Source organism: Micromonospora sp. LHW51205, assembly GCF_003315815.1.
Classification (GTDB): Bacteria; Actinomycetota; Actinomycetes; order Mycobacteriales; family Micromonosporaceae; genus Micromonospora; species Micromonospora chalcea.
This window is the reverse complement of record NZ_QMEZ01000006.1, coordinates 259,484-276,235: the sequence shown is the minus strand read 5'-3', so window position 1 is coordinate 276,235 and position 16,752 is coordinate 259,484. Positions and strand designations below refer to the sequence as shown.

The window sequence follows — 16,752 nt, the reverse complement described above, 5'->3', positions numbered from 1 at the left end:
GCGCAGACTGCCCGCATGAGCGCCGCCTTCCTCCCCGAACCGCCGCAGAGCCCGGCGGCGAAAGCCGCGTACGAGGAGGACCTCTCCTCCGACGGCTACGTCAACAACCTCACCCGCGTCTGGTGCTGGCGACCCGACGTGCTGATGTCGTTCCAGAACACGCGCGCCGAACTGCTGTCCGCGTCCACGCTGTCCGCGCGTGAGGTGGCGGTGCTGGTCTCCGCCACCGCAGCCGCGCGGGGCGACTCGTACTGCTCGCTGGCCTGGGGCGTGCGGCTGGCCGGGATGAGCGACGAGGAGACCGCCGCCGCGGTGCTGCGCGGCGACGAGGCGGCCCTGTCCGAGCGGGAGACGGCGCTGGCCGACTGGTCCCGCCGGGTCGTGACGGACCCGAACGCCACCACCGAGGCCGACACCCAACGCCTGCGCGACGCCGGCCTGAACGACCGGGAGATCTTCGAGGCCACCACGCTGATCGCGTTCCGGCTCGCCTTCTCCACAGTGAACGACGCGCTCGGCGCGCGGCCGGACGCGCAACTGGTGGAGAACGCGCCGGAGCTGGTCCGGGAGGCGGTCACGTTCGGCCGCCCGGCCTGAACGAGCGGGTCCCGGCCCTCGACCGGCCGGCCACGGGGCAGCGAGCCCGAACGCGAGCGGAGATCATCATCTGGTGACCGACACCGCCGCGTACACGTTGGCCGTTCCGCCGTTGTTCGCCGCACTGGCTCCGGCGAACGACGTCCTGATCGCCGGCGCCGGTGGCGGCTTCGACGTCTACGCCGGCCTGCCGCTGGCCCTGGCCCTGTGGCAGGCCGGCAAGCGGGTGCACCTGGCCAGCCTCTCCTTCTCGGAGCTGGAACTGCTCGACCGGCAGGTGTGGGTGGACGAGCACGTCGCGGCGATCCGGCCGGAAACCCTCAGCCCCGACTGGTACTTCCCGGAGGGGCACCTGGCCCGCTGGCTGGCGGGCCGGGACCTGCCGTCGACCGTGTACGCCTTCCCGCCGCTGGGCGTGCAGACGCTGCGCGAGGCGTACCGGCACCTGGTCGACCGGCTCGACGTCGACGCGATCGTGCTCGTCGACGGCGGCACCGACATCCTGTTGCGCGGCGACGAGAGCGGCCTGGGCACCCCGGTGGAGGACATCACCAGCCTGGCCGCCGTGGCCGGGCTGGACGTGCCGATCCGGTTGGTGAGCAGCCTCGGTTTCGGCATCGACGCGCACGACGGCGTCAACCACGTCGAGGTGCTGGAGAACCTGGCCGCCCTCGACCGGGAGGGCGGCTACCTCGGCGCGCTGTCCATTCCCGGCTCCAGCCGTGAGGCGGTGCTCTACCGAGAGGCGGTCGCGCAGGCCCAGGCCGCCACCCCGCACCGGCCGAGCATCGTCCAGGGGCAGATCGCCGCCGCCACCGGCGGCGCGTTCGGAGACGTACGGTTCAGTCGGCGCACCGGCGACGGCGACCTGTTCGTCAACCCCCTGATGGCGATCTACTTCTCGGTCGACCTGCCCCGGCTCGCCGCCCGCTGTCTCTACCTCGACCGGATCGAGAACACGATCGGGCGGCGCCAGGTCATCACCCGCATCGAGGCGTTCCGCGACGAGCTGCGGGCCGCCCGCGTGCCCCGGGCGTATCCGCACTGACAATCACGGCTTGTCGTACCGGTGTGGGAGGGTCCGGGCATGACGACGTTCGTGCTCATCCACGGCGGCGGGGGCAGCGCGTGGGACTGGCACCTGCTGGTTCCCGAGCTGGCCGCCCGGGGTCACGACGCGGTGGTGCCGGAGCTGCCGATCGGAGACCGGTCGGCGGGGTTCACCGACTTCCACCAGGCGGTGATCGACGCCGTCGGCAACCGGGACGACCTCGTGGTGGTCGGGCACTCGTACGGCGCGTTCACCGCACCGCTGGTCGCCGACCGGCTGCCGGTGCGCCTCCTGGTCCTGCTCACCCCGATGATTCCGCGGCCCGGCGAGAAGCCGGGGGACTGGTGGAGCAACACCGGCTACCGCGAGCCGGACGGGCTCAGCGAGGAACAGCAGTTCTACAACGGCGTGCCGGCCGGGATCGTCGCCGAGGCGCCCGCGCACGGCCGGGAGCAGGTCAGCGCGGAGTGGGACGAGCCGTGGCCGCTCGCCGCCTGGCCGGCCGTGCCGACGAGGGTGCTCATCGGCCGCGACGACCGGTTCTTCCCCGCCGACTTCCAGCGCCGGGTGGCCGCCGACCGGCTCGGGGTGGTGCCGGACGAGATCGACGGCGGCCACGCGGTGGCGCTCAGCCGCCCGGGCCCGCTCGCCGACCGACTGACTGCCTACCTGGTGTCCTGATCCCGCCTCGCCGTGATCCGTCCGGCTCCTCCCGACGACATGCTGATCGGGAGGGGCGAGGCGCCGTGCGGATCCGCGACTGAGGGTTCACGGCGGCTGTCCGGCCTCTCCGAGGCGGTGACGGCCGGATAGCCGCCGGGGTCAGCTGCCGGCCGGCGCGGGTGAGACGGGTAGGGGCCGGCGGCGCCGACGCGCGAGCAGGCCGAGGACGAGATCGACGACGAGGAAGCCGAGCAGGGTGACGCCGAACCACGGCAGTGCCCAGCCGAGTGCCAGGGTGACCGGTACGCCGAGCAGCAGCGCCCACCACGGGAGCCCGCGGAGGCCACCTCGGGCGGGCGGTGAGCCGAGCGGGGCGCGACGGCCGGCGCGGGTGGGGCGGCGCTGCCACCACATGCGGTAGCCCCAGACGATGACGCAGAGCAGACCGAGAGCGAGCGCCGCGAGCAGGATCTGGTTGATCGGCCCGAACAGGATTCCCATGTGGGCTTGGATGCCGAGGCTGCTGAGCTGCGCGAGCAGCGGCCAGTCGGCGAAGTCGCTGCGGGCGGTGACCGCGCCGGTGGTGGGCTCGACGGCGATTCGATCCTTCGCGACCGGCCAGGCGTTGTCGACCTGGGCGACGGTCCAGGCCAGGCCGGGCTCCGCGGCAGGGCTGATCTCCACCGGTCCCGAGAGTCCGGCGCTGCGCGCGGAGGCCAGCACGTTGTCGTAGGACGCCGGATTGTCCGCCGTGCCGGTCGCCGCGCCACCGTGCTGATGCTCACCGCCGCCCGCGGGCGGGGCCACGCCGTCGACGGTGGTGGAGAGTTCCGGAGTGCCGGCGCGCAGGGTGTCCAGGCCGGTGCTGAAGTTCGCGCCGGCGTACCGGGACCAGGTCAAGCCGGTGGCGGAGAGGAACAGCAGGCCGACCGCGAGCCAGACACCGGTGGTGGCGTGCCAGCCCCGGGTACGGCGAACTCCCTTGCGGGCGGTCAGGTCCGGTACGAGCAGGTGTGTCGTCCGGGCGCGGGTGGCGCTGCGGCGGCGCCACCACAGGACTACCCCGCCGAGAACGAGAACCCACAACCAGCTGGCGGCGATCTCGGAGTAGTGCCGGCCGACCTCGCCGAGGTGCAGGTTGCGGTGCAGGTCGTCGAGCCAGGTGGTGGCCGGGGTGGAGCCGAACCAGGTGGTGAGCCGCCCGGTCACCTCGCCGGTGTACGGGTCGACGTAGACGGTGTGCTGCTTGTCGCCGAGTTCCTCGAGCGAGAACACCACCTGGGTGGTCCGGTCGCCGGTGCCGGGCGCCACGGCGGCGATGGTGCCGTCGGGGTGCGCCGCCCGCGCGGCGGTGACCTGTTGGGCGAGGGTCTTCGGCTGGTCACCGACGGTGGCCACGGTCAGCCGGTCGCCGTAGAGGGCCTGGTCCAGCTGGGGGGTGATGGTGTACGCCAGGCCGGTCAGGGCGGCGACCAGCAGGAACGGGGCAACCAGGATGCCGGCGTAGAAATGGAGCCGGGTCAGCAGCGCGGCGAACGGCGTGGGCTGGCGGCCCGGCCGAGCGGCCGGCGCGGCGGTGGAGGTGTCCGGCGCGGGATCGCCGGACAGTTCGGTGACGGACATCGACTACTCCGATCGAAAATATCGGCTTTTTGTTCGGGGTGGCCCGTGCCCGTCGAGCCGTGGGCTGCCCGGCTGCCGTGTCCCGATCGAGTAGTCGGTCAGGTGTGTCAGGAAGTTCCCTCGTCCGCGTAGATCTTCGGGTTGTCGTCCGGCGCGGTGCCAGGACGCCTCCGCGTGCCGACGGCGGCGAAGGGGCGCCGTGGCGGGCCGACTCGCGCCAGGGTGCCGTCAAGGGATCACCCGGTGCCGGTTGATCAGGTCTGCGACGTCCGCCGGGCCAGGTGGACCGTGACGTCGGCGGTGACCTCGACCGCGCCGGGCAGTACATCCCGGACGCGGCGGAACACCTGCTCACGGACATGTGGCGGCAGTTCGAGGTAGGCCGAGACGGTCGACAGCAGACCGACGAAGTCGTCGGCACTCATCGTGATCCGCCGCGCGATCTCCGACTGGCGTACGTCGGTGAACCACTCGGAGGCGCGCAGCTCCGTGCCGGGCCACTGCATGCCGGCCTCCGGCGGCGTCCCGTCCGGCGACGGGATCTCGTCGTCGGCGATGAACTCGGCTCGGGCCGCGGCCACCCCGTCGCGCAGCGCCGGGTCGGCCAGCCGCAGCGGCCCGCCGAACGAGGCGAACACACCGTCGGACGCGAGCAGCCCGGCGATCCGCTCCCACCGTCGGTCCGGGTCGGTCCAGTGCAGCGCCGCCGCCGCGTACACCAGGTCGTGGTGCTCGCCGGCGCGCAACTGCTCGAACGCGGCCTGCCGGACCCGCACCCCGGCCGGGACGTGCCGGCGCAGTTCGGCGAGCATCGCGGAATCCGGGTCGGTGGCGGTGACCGCGATGCCGCGCCGCGCGAACAGCCGGGTGGCCTTGCCGGTCCCGGCGCCGATCTCCAGGGCGCTCCGGACCGGCCGGTCCGCGTACGCCAGCACCAGGTCGGCAAGCTCCTCGGGGTAGCCGGGCCGGAACCGCTCGTACGCCTGCGCCGCCGCTCCGAAGCTCAACGCGCGATCCGGCATGCCGAGCATCCTCCCACGATCAGGCTGCGCCCGTGACGTGCGCGGCGACGGCGTCGGCCACCTGCTCGGGCGGGACGGTGGCGTCGATCAGGTGGGCGTCGGTCACCGACGCGAACGTGTCCAGCGCCCGGGCGACGTGGTCGTGCCGCCAGCCGCGCGCGCCGGACTCGACCTGGTCGGCGTCGATCCGGGCCCGCAACCGGTCCTCGGGGAGCGTGAGCACGACCTCGCGGACGTCGACGCCCGCGGCGCGGATGCCGCCGAGGATCTCCGCGCGGTACGCCGGGACGAGCAGGCTCATCGGCACGATCCAGATGCCCGGGTGGTGCCGGTCCAGGCCGGTGACCGTCTGCACGACGAGGTGACGCCACAGGGGCAGGTCCTGGAAGTCGCCGGTCGGCGGGGTGACGAACGCGGTGAGCATCGAGCCGAGGAACTCCGGGTCGAACAGCCGCGCGTCCGGAAGCGACTCCGTGAGCAGCCGCGCGGTGGTCGTCTTGCCGGCACCGAACGCGCCGTTGAGCCAGACGATCACGCGATCATGATGCCATCACGCGGCGAAGTCGACACCCGCGAGCGGCACACCCCGGTACGCGGCGAGGCGCTCGGCCTCCGCGACCACCGCGTCGCGGGTGCTGCCGGTGAGCCTTCGCCACGGCTGGACGGCGACGGTGAACGACCGGCCGGACTTGCGGGGCCGCCACGTGCCGGCCAGCTCCCCGTCGGCCAGCACGGCGCCAGGGCGGCCCAGCACCGGCCACAACTCCTTGGCGCGGGCCGCGTCCGGCACGAGCGTCGCCCGGTCCTTCGCCTGGAGGAACAGGTCGAACGGGCCGAGCAGGCGGGTCGTCGTGGCGTCCGCCGACGCCAGCGCCGCCTCGTCGGCGGCGAGCAGCCAGCGCGTCTCACCGTCGACGCTCACCTCGACCGCGTCGCCCGGCCAGCGGGCCTTGACCTCCTTGACCGGGGCGTCGAGGTAGTCGGCGACGTGCTTCGGGGTGGCCGGGCCGAGCAGCCGCAGGTAGGCGCGGATGAGCTCGAACCGGTCGCCGGGCGCGGCGGCCGGATGGAACCCGCGGATGCGTTCCAGGACCGGCGGTGACGTGTCGAGGCGCAGCTCCAGCCCGGCGCGTACGGCGGCGAGCCGGAACGGCATCTCGTAGAGGTGGATCGCGTCGCACGGCCGGCAGTGCCGCAGGTAGGGCTCGGGCATCACCTCGGCGAGCCGCCCGGAGACCTCGCCCTTGACCGTCGGCGTGCGGACGATCTCCCGCATCCGGGCGGCCACCTCGTCGAGTGCGGCGACGATGCCGATGCCGGCGGCCTTCAACGGTTTCGCCGCGTCGTAGATGCGCTTGCCCGCGTCGGCGTCGGAGAACGGCTCGACCGCCGTGGCCACCGCGCCCACGTCGGCGCGGCGGTAGAGGTGCGGGGCGCCGCGTACGGTCCAGAGCATGACCACGTCGTCACCGGTCAGCGAGGTCACGTCGACCCCGCGCGTCGCCAGCGCCCAGCGGCCGCCGTCGGGGCCGGTGTCCTGCACGCCGATGTCGAGCACGGCGGTGTCGGCGAGCGAGCCCTGCGCCCGGTCGAGCTGTTGGGCGCGCACGCGGAAGGCCAGCACCTGACGTCTGTCGACCATCGCCACAGCGTAGGCGCCGGCACCGACACGTCCGGCTGTCGGTGGAACGCTGTGGGTGTCTTCGGCCCCGTTTGACACCCATGGCGTTCCACTCGCCGTCCGCGGGCCGTGGGGGACTGCGTCAGCGGGCGGCGAGCAGCCGTTCACGGACCTCGCGGCGCAGGATCTTGCCGATCTGGGAGTACGGCAGCTCGTCAACGACCACGACCCGGCGCGGCACCTTGTACCCGGCCAGGTGGGTGCGGCACGAGGTCCGGATCGCCTCCGGGGTGGCGGCCACCGCCGGGTCGACCACCACCGCGGCGACGACCTCCTCGCCGTCGTCGGTGGGCATTCCCACGGCGGCGGCCTCGCGTACGCCGGGGACGCGGCGCAACGCCTCCTCCACCTCGGACGGGTAGACGTTGAAGCCGCCGGTGATGATCAGCTCCTTGATCCGGTCGACCACCGTGATGAAGCCGTCGGCGTCCATGGTGACGATGTCGCCGGTGCGCATCCAGCCGCCGGGCAGCAGCACCTTCGCCGTCTCCTCCGGCCGGTGCCAGTAGCCGGAGAACACCTGCGGGCCGCGGACCAGCAGCTCACCGGCCTCGCCCGGGGTGCGGTCGCGGCTCGGGTCCTCCGGGTCGACGATGCGCACGTCGGTGGAGGGGAACGGCACGCCGACGGTGCCGGGCCGGCGGGTCGGCGCGACCGGGTTGCCGACGGTGATCGGGGACGTCTCGGTCATCCCGTACCCCTCGACCAGCAGGCCGCCGGTCACCTGCTCCCACAGCTCCACGGTGGCCGGTGGCAGCGACATCGCGCCGGAGATCGCGTACCGGATGGAGGTGAGGTCGACGGCGCGTTCGCGGGCGGCGGTGGCGAGCTTCGCGTAGACCGGCGGCACCGCGGGCAGGAACGTCGGCGGGCGGCGGCGGACCGCGTCGAGCACCTGGTCGGCGTCGAAGCGGGGGAACAGCACCAGGGTGGCCCCGATGCTGACGGCGAAGGTGAGGCAGAGCGTCAGCCCGTAGGCGTGGAACAGCGGCAGCACCGCGTACACGGTCTCCTCGCCGTCGCGCAGGCCGGGGACCCAGGCCCGGCCCTGCGCGGCGTTGGCGCGCAGGTTGCGGTGGGTCAGCACCGCGCCCTTGGGCTCGCCGGTGGTGCCGCCGGTGTACTGGAGCAACGCCACGTCGCCGGCCTCCGGCGCGGGATGCCCGGCGGGCAGCGGCCCGGCCGCGGCGACCAGGTCCGACCAGGCCAGAGCGCCGGGCGCGGGGGCGGTCATCGCGGCGCGGGCGGCGCGGACCTTCGGAAGCGGCGCCCGCAGCGCCCACCGCTTGAGCCGCGGTAGCGCCGCGGTCAGGTCGACCGCCACCACGGTACGCACGGCGCCGCGTCCCGCCACCAGCGGCGCGACCTTGTCCCACACGATCGCGACGCCTGCGCCGTGGTCGGTGAGCTGCCGGTCCAGCTCGTCGGCGGTGTAGAGCGGGTTGTGCTCGACCACGACCGCGCCGAGCCGCAGCACGGCGTAGAAGGCGACCACATGCTGCGGGCAGTTCGGCAGCACCAGCGCCACCCGGTCGCCCGGGCCGACGCCGAGGCGGCGCAGCGCCTCGGCGGCGCGGGACACCTGGTCGGCCAGCTCGGTGAACGTGGTGGTGGCGCCGTAGAAGTCGAGCGCGACCCGGGGCCCGAACCGCCCGGCCGCCTCGGTGAGCAGGTCGACGAGCGAGCCGTCCGGCTCGGCGATCTCGGCCGGTACCCCCGGCGCGTAGCTACGGGTCCAGGGTCGCTGGGCGGTCGCGTCCATCGCCGTTACTCCTCGTCGCGCGGATGACGACCCCAGCCTAACGTGACCGGGCGGTAACCTACGCTAACGTAGGTTGCCGGGTAGGTCACACCTGCGCAGGTCAGTGCCGGCGTGTCGAATGCTGGTGCACCACCCGCCGGCCCTTCACGATGCCGACGATGATCACCGCGGCGAGCGCGATCACGCCGATGATGACGAGCCAGCGGACCGCCTCCAGCAGCAGCCCGAGCAGGATGATCACACCGGCGACCACGCCGACCACCCAGAGCAACGCACGCATGTCCCAGCCTCCCGTCGTACGGTCGGCCGCCCGCTTTCCCGCTGGCCCTACGGCCATGCGTGGCCCGGTGGATCAGTGCCGGGCCACGTACACGGTGTTCGCCGCCTCCCGGCCCTGCAACGGGTTCGGGAACCGGACGACGTGCGCCACCGAGGTCGGGAACACAGCGGTGAGAGTGCGCTGGAACTCCGGGTCCGGCGGGTCGTTCGACCAGAGCGCGAAGACCCCGTCCGGGTGCAGCAGCGCGGCCAGCCGGCGCAGCCCGTCGACCGTGTAGAACGCGGCGTGGCTCGGGTGCAGCACCTGACGGGGGGAGTGGTCCACGTCCAGCAGCACCGCGTGGAAGCGGCGGCCCGGCTCGTCCGGGTCGAAACCGCCGTCGGCGACCGCGGCGAAGAAATCCGCCCGGACGAACCGGGTACGCGGATCGGTGGCCAGCCCGGCGGTGAACGGCAGCAGGTCCCGGCGGTGCCAGTCGATCACGTCCTCGATCGCCTCGACCACGAGCAGCGAACGCACCCGGGGATCCTCCAGCGCGGTCCGTGCCGTGTAGCCGAGGCCGAGCCCGCCGACCACCACGTCCAGCTCCGTGCCGGTCAGCGCGGCCAGTCCGAGCCGGGCCAGCTCGATCTCCGCCACCGGGAAGGCGCTGGACATGAGGTACTCGTCATCGAGCTTCACCTCGTACACCTCGGCGCCCAGCGCCGGGTCGCGCCGCCGCCGCAGGCTGATCTCGCCGATCGGCGTCTCCCGCCAGGCCAGTTCCTCGAAGCGCGCGCCCACCCGGTGTCCTCTCCGCCGATCCGTCCCCGGATGCTACCGGCCGGTGCCGGCCCGGCCCGGCGAAACCACGGCGCGTGGCGCTCAGTCGGCGGGGCGGGTGGCCACCACGACCGTGTCCAGCGCGTCCACGGCGCCGCCGTCGCTCGTCGGGACCGGCCGGCGGGTGGTCTCGGCGCGCTGGACCCGCAGCCCGGCCAGCCCGTCGACCACCGCCTCGGGCGTGAGCAGCACGGCGGGGTCCTGCGGGCCGCCGGTGCCACCGGTGAGGTTGGCCAGGTCGTGCCCGACCACCACGAGCGTGCCGCCGGGGCGCAGCGCGGACTTCGCCGCCGCGAGCACGCCGGCGAACTCGGCGGCGGGCAGGTGCAGGTAGCTGATCAGCACCAGGTCGTAACTGTTCGGCACCGGCCGGTACGCGGTCACGTCCGCTACCCGCCAGTCGACTGTCACGCCCCGCGCGGCGGCCATCTGCCGCCCCCGCTCGACGGCCACGGTGGAGAAGTCCACCGCGTTGACCCGCCAGCCCTGACCGGCCAGCCAGACCGCGTTGCGTCCCTCGCCGGCCGCGATGTCCAGCGCCGACCCGGGAGTCAGCCCGGCGACCGACTCGACCACGAAACGGTTGGGCTCAGCGCTCCACACCAGCCCGGGCGTGTCGGCGTACCGGCTGTCCCAGGTGCTGCTGTCCACTGTGTCCCCTTCCTCGGCGGGCCCACACCGCCATGGTGACCGTACCGGCCGCGGCAAGCGCTCCCACGGTGAGTCCCCAGATCAGCGGCAGCTGCTGGGCGAGCACGAACACGCCCATCACCACGACGAACCAGCCGAAGCCGCGGCGCAGCACGTCGGCCGGGATCCGCCCGGCGAGCCGGCCACCGAGCAGGCTGCCGACGACCGCGGCGGCGGTGACCGCGCCGGCCAGCCCCCAGTGGATCTGCACGCTGGACAGGTAGCCGGCCAGGCCGGCGAACGACTTCAGCGCGATGACGACCAGCGAGGTGCCGACCGCCACCGGCATCGGCAGGCCGCCCAGCAGGGCCAGAGCCGGTACGACCAGGAAGCCGCCGCCCGCGCCGACCAGGCCGGTGACCAGCCCGACGACCACGCCGTCCCCGACCACCCGCAGCATCGGCAGCTCGTGCGGCTTCGACCGGCCCTCGGTGGACCGGCGGCCCCGGAGCATCGCGACCGCGGTGGCCAGCATCATCAGCGCGAACCCGGTGAGCAGGACGCTCGCCGGCACGAACTCGGCCAGCCGGCCGCCCGCGTAGGCGCCGGTCATGCCGGCCACGCCGAAGATGAGCCCGGTGCGCCAGCGGACCCGGTTCGCGCGGGCGTGCGGCAGCACGCCCACCGCGCTGGTCACGCCGACGACGAGCAGCGAGGTGGCGATGGCCTCCTTCGCGGGCAGGTCGGCGACGTAGACCAGCAGCGGCACGGCGAGGATCGAACCGCCGCCGCCGAGCAGACCCAGCGTCACGCCGATCAGCACCGCGCCGGCGAGCGTCAGCGCGAGGGTGGTCACCTGCGGCTCCCGTCGCGCAGCTGCCCCACGATCGTGTCCAGGTCGCAGCTCGCGCCCCGGTTGTACGGCAGCTTGCTCAGCAGCATGCCCATGGCGCAGGTGTTTGTGAGCGCGGCGAACGTGAGGCCCGCGCCGATGAACGCGGCGACCCACTTCAGGCCCGGCACGAACACCGACCCGAGGATCGCGGCGAGCACGATCGAGCCGGCGACGAGACGTACCTGGCGCTCCAGGTCCCAGCGGGCCCGGCCCTGGTTGACCGGCGCGTTCGTGGCCTGCCAGGCCAGCATGCCGCCGTCGAGCACCTTGACGTTGGGCAGGCCGACGGTGCCGAGCGCCTGACCGGCCTGGCCGGCCCGGACGCCGGAGCGGCAGATCAGCACCACGTCCTCGTCCAGGTGGCTGCGCAGCTCCGCGCGGTGCTCCCGGAGCAGGTCCAGCGGCACGTTGTACGCGCCGGGGATGTGCGCCGCCTCGAACTCACCGGGCGTGCGCACGTCGAGCATCCGGGGCGTACGGCCGGCGGCGATCAGTTCGCGCAGCGTCGCCGCGTCGATGGTGGTGGGGGTGGTCGTGGTCATGCTCTGTCTCCTTCAGTGGGTGTTTTCGGGCAGGGTCGAGCACCGGCCGGCGCAGGGGCACGCCGGCCGGGCGCTCGGGGAGAGGTCAGGCGCTGGGCGCCATGCGTACGCCGGCCGCCTCGGCCCGGCCGTACGAGTCGTCGATCAGCACCACGTCGCGGCCGGCGTTGGCGAGCAGGGACGCGGCGGCGGTGGCCCGGTAGCCGGAGCCGCAGTGCACCCAGACCGTCCCGGCGGGGATGTCGGCGAGCCGCTTCGGCACGTCCGGCAGCGGCACGTGCACCGCGCCGTCGATGTGCCCGGCCTTCCACTCGCCTGTCATCCGCACGTCGAGGACGACCTGCGGCTCGGGCAGCCCGGCCGGCGTCTTCCCGGCCTGCGCGGCGGCCAGCGCGTCGAAGTCGGCCACGGCCATCTCGCGCAGCTGCGACGGGTCGCCGGTCCACTGCTCGGGCTCGCCGGTGGCCTGGGCGGCCGGGCGGTCGATGCCGATGCGGACCAGCTCCCGCTGGGCGTCGGCGACCTGCTCCGGGGTCTGCGCCAGGAACGTGATCGGCACGCCCCAGTCGATCAGCCAGCCGAGCCATGTCGACATCGGCCCGTCCAGGCCGAGGCTGACCGTGCCGGCCAGGTGCGAGGCCGCGTACGCCTTGCGGTGGCGAAGGTCGACCACCCACTCGCCGGCGGCGATGCGGCGGCGCAGCTCGTCGGCGTCGGCGCGGGCCACCGGAGTGAGGTCCACCGGGGCGGGACCGGCGGCGTTCGCCACGCCCATGTGGGCGTAGTACGCCGGGTAGGCGTCCAGCCCGGCCAGCGTCTCGGTGACGAACTGGTCGGCGGCCAGCCGCAGCACCGGGTTGGCCTGCTTCTCCCGGCCGATCGTCGACTCGGGGGCGTCGGCCTGGCTGGCCGAGCAGAAGCTGCCGAAGCCGTGCGTGGGCCACACCTGCGCGCCGTCGGGCAGCAGGTCGGCCAGCTTGCGCGCGGAGGCGTGCTGGTGGTGCGCCAGCTCGTGCGCGTACTGCTGGCCCAGCAGGTCGGTGCGGCCGGTGGTGCCGAACAGCAGCGAGCCGCCGGTGAACACGCCGGCCGGCGTCCAGTCGCCGTCGCGCTCGTCGAGCACGTACGACAGGTGGTGGAACGTGTGGCCCGGGGTGCCGAGCACCCGCAGCCGCATGGTGTCCGAGACCGGCACGGTGTCGCCGTCGGAGACCGGCGTGCGGTCGAACTCGACGGTGTCGGCGGCGGCCACGAGGTACTGCGCGCCGGTGATCCGGGCCAGCTCCAGGCCGCCGGAGACGTAGTCGTTGTGGATGTGCGTCTCCACCACGTGGGTGATCCGTACGCCCTTGGCGCCGGCCAGGTAGAGGATGCGGTCGATGTCGCGCTGCGGGTCGACCACGATCGCCACCCGGCCGTCGGAGGCCAGGTAGCTGCGGTCGCCGAGCGAGGAGGTCGCGATGACGGACACGTCGAGAGTCATGTCGTTTCCTCTCATTGCCTATATACCCCGGGGGGTATGTGTGGGACAGTCTGCGGCCCGGGTTCTCCGGGCAGTGGTTTACCCACCCGCGCCGTGGTCACACGGCGCGGGCGGGGCTCAGCCGGTCGGGCGGGCGGGACTCAGTCGGTCGGTCGGGCGCCGTCAGGCCAGGGACAGGAAGAGCTTCTCCAGCTCCTCCTCGGTCATCTCCGGTTCCTCGCCGGCCTGGCGGGCGGCGTCGCAGTAGCGCATGCCGGAAGCGATGATCTTGAAGCCGGCCCGGTCGATGGCCTTGGAGACCGCGGCGAGCTGGGTCAGCGCGGCGCGGCAGTCCTCGCCGTTCTCCATCATCTCGATGACGGCGTTGAGCTGCCCCCGGGCACGCTTCAGCCGGGTCAGCGCCTCGCCGGTCATCTCGGGTCGAAGATTCACGTCCCACCTCCTGCGCTCGAACATACCCCAGGGGGTACCACTGTCGCCACCCCGATCAGACGCCGGCCTGGGCCCGGACCTCGTTCATGTCGAGGTCACGCACGGCCCGGATCAACTCCTCCAGCCCCGCCGTCGGCAGGGCGCCCGGCTGGGCGAACACCAGCACGCCGTCCCGGAACGCCATGAGCGTCGGGATCGACCGGATCTGGGCGGCCGCCGCGAGGGTGGGCTCCGCCTCGGTGTCGACCTTGCCGAAGACGATATCCGGGTGCTGCTCGCTGGCCTTCTCGTAGACCGGCGCGAACGCCCGGCAGGGACCGCACCAGGCGGCCCAGAAGTCGACCAGGACGATGCCGTCCCGGTTGACGGTCTCCGCGAAGTCGGTGGTGGTCAACGCCACGCTGGCCATCGGTGCCTCCGTTGATTCGGGTTCTGCATGTGTAACACACCCCCGGGGGTATCCATTCCGGGTGGGGTGGTCCTGGCCGCCTTGATCGACTCCAGCTCGGGGAGGTGGTGGGGTCCGGGCCGGTGAGGGACACGCAGGGTCGCCGGGGCATCGACGGAGCGCTTATCCTGTGCGCCGACCATCCCGGCGGGAAGGGACACGATGGCGTCGCGGCAGGACCAGCTGCACTCGTACCAGTTCACCGTCCAGCGGGCGGTCGCCGCGCTCGTCATGCGGGAGACGGACCCGCCGCAGTCCCCGTTCCGCCGGCTGGCCGGCGCCGGTCTGGCCAGCGTCCTGGTCGCCGCGATCGCGCTCGGCGGCGTCGCCCTCTACGGCCTGTTCACCGGCGGCGGTGACTCGTGGCGCGAGACCGGCGCGGTGATCGTGGAGAAGGAGTCGGGCGCACGGTTCGTCTACCGCGACGAGAAGCTGCACCCGGTGTTGAACTACGCCTCCGCGCTGCTGATCATCGGGGCGGAGCAGCCGAAGACGGTGCTGGTCGGCCGCCGCGCCATCGAGGGGGTGCCGCGCGGTCTGCCGCTGGGCATCGCCGACGCGCCGGACTCGCTGCCCGCGCCGAACCGGCTCGTCCGCGACGCGTGGACGCTCTGCTCCACGGATGAGGGCGAGACCGGGCGCGGCGCGGCCCGGTCGGTGCTGCTGATCGGGCGGCAGGCCACCGGCGGCCGGGCGCTCGGCGACCAGGGGCTGCTGGCACGGCACCCGGACGGCGGCCTGCACCTGCTCTGGCACGACCGGCGCTACCTGCTGCGCGACACCGACCGGGTGCTCGCCGCGCTGGCCGCCACGCGGGAACGGGCGGTGCCGGTCGCGGCGGCGCTGCTCAACACGCTGCCGGCCGGTGCCGACCTGGTCCCGCCACCGGTCGGTGACCTCGGTGAGCCGTCCGAGCGGGTCACCGGCGCGAGCGTGGGTGACGTGTACCTGGTGCGCAACTCCGGTGGCGGGCGGCAGTACGCGGTGGCGCAGCGCGGCGGGCTGGCCGGCATCACCGAGTTGCAGGCGGCGCTGCTGCTGGCCCGCACCGGCCAGGGGGAGCCCGAACCGATCACGCTCGGCCGGTTCGCCGCGCTGCCGAAGCTGCCCGGTCTGGTGCCCGGCGGGCCGACCGCGCCGCCCGCCGTACCGCCCCGGCTGGCCGCCGCCGAGAACGGTGCGATCTGCGCGCTGGCCGGGGACGATGCCGGCGTACGCGAGATCCGCGTGGGCGTCACCGCGCCGGACCTCGCCGCCGCCACGCGGACGCCCGGCGGCCGGGCCGGGCTCGCCGACGAGGTGCTGGTGGAGCCGGGACGTGGCGCGCTGGTGGAGGCGGTGTCCGCGCCGGGCGCGAGCGGCGGCACGGTCTGCGTGGTCACCGACCTGGGGCGGCGGTACGCGCTGACCGGCGCGGACGTGCCGGGCATGCTCGGCTACGCCGGGGTGCGTCCGGCGCGGCTGCCGGCGGGCCTGGTGGACCTCCTGCCGGCGGGCAGCCCGCTCGACCCGGAGGCCGCCCGCACCGTCGCCGCACCCGCGTGAGCCCTGGTCGGCAGGAGAAGGGTCAGTCGGCGGGGCGGCGCAGCACGCTCACCGCGAAGTCGGCGTCGTCGCGCCAGGGGCGCAGGTCCCAGGTGGCGAAACGGTGCTCGGGGCGCAGTCCGGCGGCCACCGCGTCGGCGTCCAGGTCGCCGACCGGGTAGCCCCGGTCGGTGGCGAAACCGACCACCACCAGGCCGTCCGGGCGCACGTGGGCGGCGACGCGGGCCAGCACGTCGCGTTCGGTGCCGGGGGCGACGAAGACCATCACGTTGCCGGCGAGCACGGCGGCGTCGAACGGCTCGGCCTCACCCTGCGCGGCCAGGTCCAGCTCGGCCAGGTCGGCGACCAGGAAGCGGGGGCCGGGGTGGTCGGCGCGGGCCGCCTCGACGAGTGTCGGGTCGGCGTCCACGCCCACGGCGTCGTGCCCGCGTGCGGCGAGCGCGGCGGCGACCCGGCCGGTGCCGCAGCCGGCGTCCAGCACGCGCGCGCCCGGCGGTACGAGCGCGTCGAGCAGCCGCGCCTCACCGGACAGGTCGGCGCCCTCGGCGGCGAGCTGGCGGAAGCGGTCCACGTACCACTGCGAGTGGCCGGGCTTCGTGTCGGTCACCCAGCGGGTCGGCTTGCCCATGAGGCCACCGTAGCTGATCTTGTGGCGGCGGGTCAGGCGAGCGCCAGGAACGTGCCGGCGGCCAGCGGTCCGCCGAGCGCGACGCCGGCCAGCACCTGCGGCCAGGTGTGGTCGACCAGCCGTACCCGGGACCAGCCGACCGCCGCGACGAGCGCCCAGCCGAGGTTCGCCGCCGGCCCGGCCAGCGGCACCAGCACGGCGACGGTGGCGGCGGCGACCGCCGCGTGGATGCTCAGCTTCCACCAGTGGTTCACCAGCGCGCACGCCGCGCCGACCACGAAGACCACCACGATCACGGCGAACAGTTCGGCGGGCGCGCGGACCGCCGCCAGCAGCAGCAACCCGGCCGCGACCGAGGCCAGCCCGATCGACAGCGGCCGGGCCCGCTGGGTGCGGTCGCCGACGTGCCGGTCGGTGAGCCGCCCCCGGCGTACGCCGTGGACGAGCACGCCGATCGGGATGACGGCGCAGAACGTGAGCGCGATGCCGCCCCAGAGCAGGAACTGGCCCGCCGAGCGGCTGACCCGGGCGGCGGCGATCAGCGGCAGCGCGGTGACCAGGACGGTCGGGGCGAGCGCCTCGGTGAGCAGCCGGGCCAGTCGGGTGCCGGCCGGTCGGTCCTCCCGTGATGCTCGCACCCGATCATCC

The 16,752-nt window shown here is 74.1% G+C and carries 19 protein-coding genes; 4 read left to right on the top strand and 15 right to left on the bottom strand.

Translation table 11 applies throughout. The annotated features are described in order from the left end of the window. Positions 1-15: 15 nt before the first annotated feature. From DQE82_RS23175 to DQE82_RS23165, 3 genes are all read left to right on the top strand, one after another. Positions 16-597 carry a carboxymuconolactone decarboxylase family protein gene (locus tag DQE82_RS23175; protein WP_233514744.1) on the top strand — a complete coding sequence of 194 codons (582 nt, stop codon included), beginning with the start codon at positions 16-18 and terminating at the stop codon, positions 595-597. A gap of 73 nt (positions 598-670) precedes the next feature. After that, positions 671-1,645 carry a DUF1152 domain-containing protein gene (locus DQE82_RS23170; protein WP_113973868.1) on the top strand — a complete coding sequence of 325 codons (975 nt, stop codon included), beginning with the start codon at positions 671-673 and terminating at the stop codon, positions 1,643-1,645. Positions 1,646-1,684: 39 nt separating this feature from the next. Further along, positions 1,685-2,329, top strand: coding sequence for an alpha/beta fold hydrolase (locus DQE82_RS23165; protein WP_113973865.1), 645 nt, complete (start codon positions 1,685-1,687; stop codon positions 2,327-2,329). 141 nt (positions 2,330-2,470) lie between these two features. Here the strand turns inward: DQE82_RS23165 and DQE82_RS23160 are convergent, their stop codons facing one another. The 13 genes from DQE82_RS23160 to trxA form a co-directional block, all read right to left on the bottom strand. Beyond that, entirely contained in the window at positions 2,471-3,934 is a 1,464-nt protein-coding gene (locus DQE82_RS23160; RefSeq protein WP_113973863.1) for a PepSY domain-containing protein, read from the bottom strand. 254 nt (positions 3,935-4,188) lie between these two features. Continuing rightward, a complete protein-coding gene (locus DQE82_RS23155) occupies positions 4,189-4,956 on the bottom strand; it encodes a trans-aconitate 2-methyltransferase (protein ID WP_113973861.1) in 768 nt (255 codons plus the stop codon). Positions 4,957-4,975: 19 nt separating this feature from the next. Next, positions 4,976-5,491, bottom strand: coding sequence for an AAA family ATPase (locus tag DQE82_RS23150; RefSeq protein WP_064446203.1), 516 nt, complete (start codon positions 5,489-5,491; stop codon positions 4,976-4,978). A gap of 15 nt (positions 5,492-5,506) precedes the next feature. Then, positions 5,507-6,598: a winged helix DNA-binding domain-containing protein gene (locus DQE82_RS23145; protein ID WP_113973943.1), complete on the bottom strand. Its 1,092-nt coding sequence runs from the start codon at positions 6,596-6,598 to the stop codon at positions 5,507-5,509. Between the two features lie 121 nt (positions 6,599-6,719). Next, on the bottom strand, positions 6,720-8,399 hold the full coding sequence (locus tag DQE82_RS23140; RefSeq protein WP_113973859.1) for a long-chain-fatty-acid--CoA ligase: 1,680 nt from the start codon (positions 8,397-8,399) through the stop codon (positions 6,720-6,722). A gap of 100 nt (positions 8,400-8,499) precedes the next feature. After that, the gene (locus tag DQE82_RS23135; RefSeq protein ID WP_043324665.1) at positions 8,500-8,679 is read right to left on the bottom strand and encodes a hypothetical protein; all 180 of its coding nucleotides are present in this window, start codon (positions 8,677-8,679) and stop codon (positions 8,500-8,502) included. A 72-nt stretch (positions 8,680-8,751) separates the two neighbouring features. Continuing rightward, entirely contained in the window at positions 8,752-9,462 is a 711-nt protein-coding gene (locus tag DQE82_RS23130; RefSeq protein WP_043324664.1) for a spermidine synthase, read from the bottom strand. A gap of 81 nt (positions 9,463-9,543) precedes the next feature. Next, positions 9,544-10,152 (bottom strand): bifunctional 2-polyprenyl-6-hydroxyphenol methylase/3-demethylubiquinol 3-O-methyltransferase UbiG, encoded by a 609-nt coding sequence (locus tag DQE82_RS23125; RefSeq protein ID WP_043324663.1) that lies wholly within the window; start codon positions 10,150-10,152, stop codon positions 9,544-9,546. Next, positions 10,091-10,987: a sulfite exporter TauE/SafE family protein gene (locus tag DQE82_RS23120; RefSeq protein WP_043324662.1), complete on the bottom strand. Its 897-nt coding sequence runs from the start codon at positions 10,985-10,987 to the stop codon at positions 10,091-10,093. The genes DQE82_RS23125 and DQE82_RS23120 overlap by 62 nt, the downstream gene beginning before the upstream one ends. Beyond that, on the bottom strand, positions 10,984-11,568 hold the full coding sequence (locus DQE82_RS23115) for a rhodanese-like domain-containing protein (RefSeq protein ID WP_064446201.1): 585 nt from the start codon (positions 11,566-11,568) through the stop codon (positions 10,984-10,986). The genes DQE82_RS23120 and DQE82_RS23115 overlap by 4 nt, the downstream gene beginning before the upstream one ends. 85 nt (positions 11,569-11,653) lie before the next feature. After that, positions 11,654-13,051 carry an MBL fold metallo-hydrolase gene (locus DQE82_RS23110; RefSeq protein WP_043324660.1) on the bottom strand — a complete coding sequence of 466 codons (1,398 nt, stop codon included), beginning with the start codon at positions 13,049-13,051 and terminating at the stop codon, positions 11,654-11,656. 162 nt (positions 13,052-13,213) lie between these two features. After that, entirely contained in the window at positions 13,214-13,483 is a 270-nt protein-coding gene (locus DQE82_RS23105; RefSeq protein WP_013285930.1) for a metal-sensitive transcriptional regulator, read from the bottom strand. A gap of 55 nt (positions 13,484-13,538) precedes the next feature. Beyond that, on the bottom strand, positions 13,539-13,892 hold the full coding sequence (gene trxA, locus DQE82_RS23100; RefSeq protein WP_113973857.1) for a thioredoxin: 354 nt from the start codon (positions 13,890-13,892) through the stop codon (positions 13,539-13,541). Between the two features lie 201 nt (positions 13,893-14,093). On the opposite strand from trxA, the gene eccB reads away from it, so the two are divergent. Continuing rightward, the gene (gene eccB / locus DQE82_RS23095) at positions 14,094-15,476 is read left to right on the top strand and encodes a type VII secretion protein EccB (protein WP_113973855.1); all 1,383 of its coding nucleotides are present in this window, start codon (positions 14,094-14,096) and stop codon (positions 15,474-15,476) included. Positions 15,477-15,498: 22 nt separating this feature from the next. Here eccB and DQE82_RS23090 read toward each other — a convergent pair whose 3' ends face one another. After that, entirely contained in the window at positions 15,499-16,104 is a 606-nt protein-coding gene (locus DQE82_RS23090) for a bifunctional 2-polyprenyl-6-hydroxyphenol methylase/3-demethylubiquinol 3-O-methyltransferase UbiG (protein WP_043324656.1), read from the bottom strand. A 32-nt stretch (positions 16,105-16,136) separates the two neighbouring features. Further along, positions 16,137-16,742 carry a phosphoesterase PA-phosphatase gene (locus DQE82_RS23085; protein WP_069088186.1) on the bottom strand — a complete coding sequence of 202 codons (606 nt, stop codon included), beginning with the start codon at positions 16,740-16,742 and terminating at the stop codon, positions 16,137-16,139. Positions 16,743-16,752: the final 10 nt, after the last annotated feature.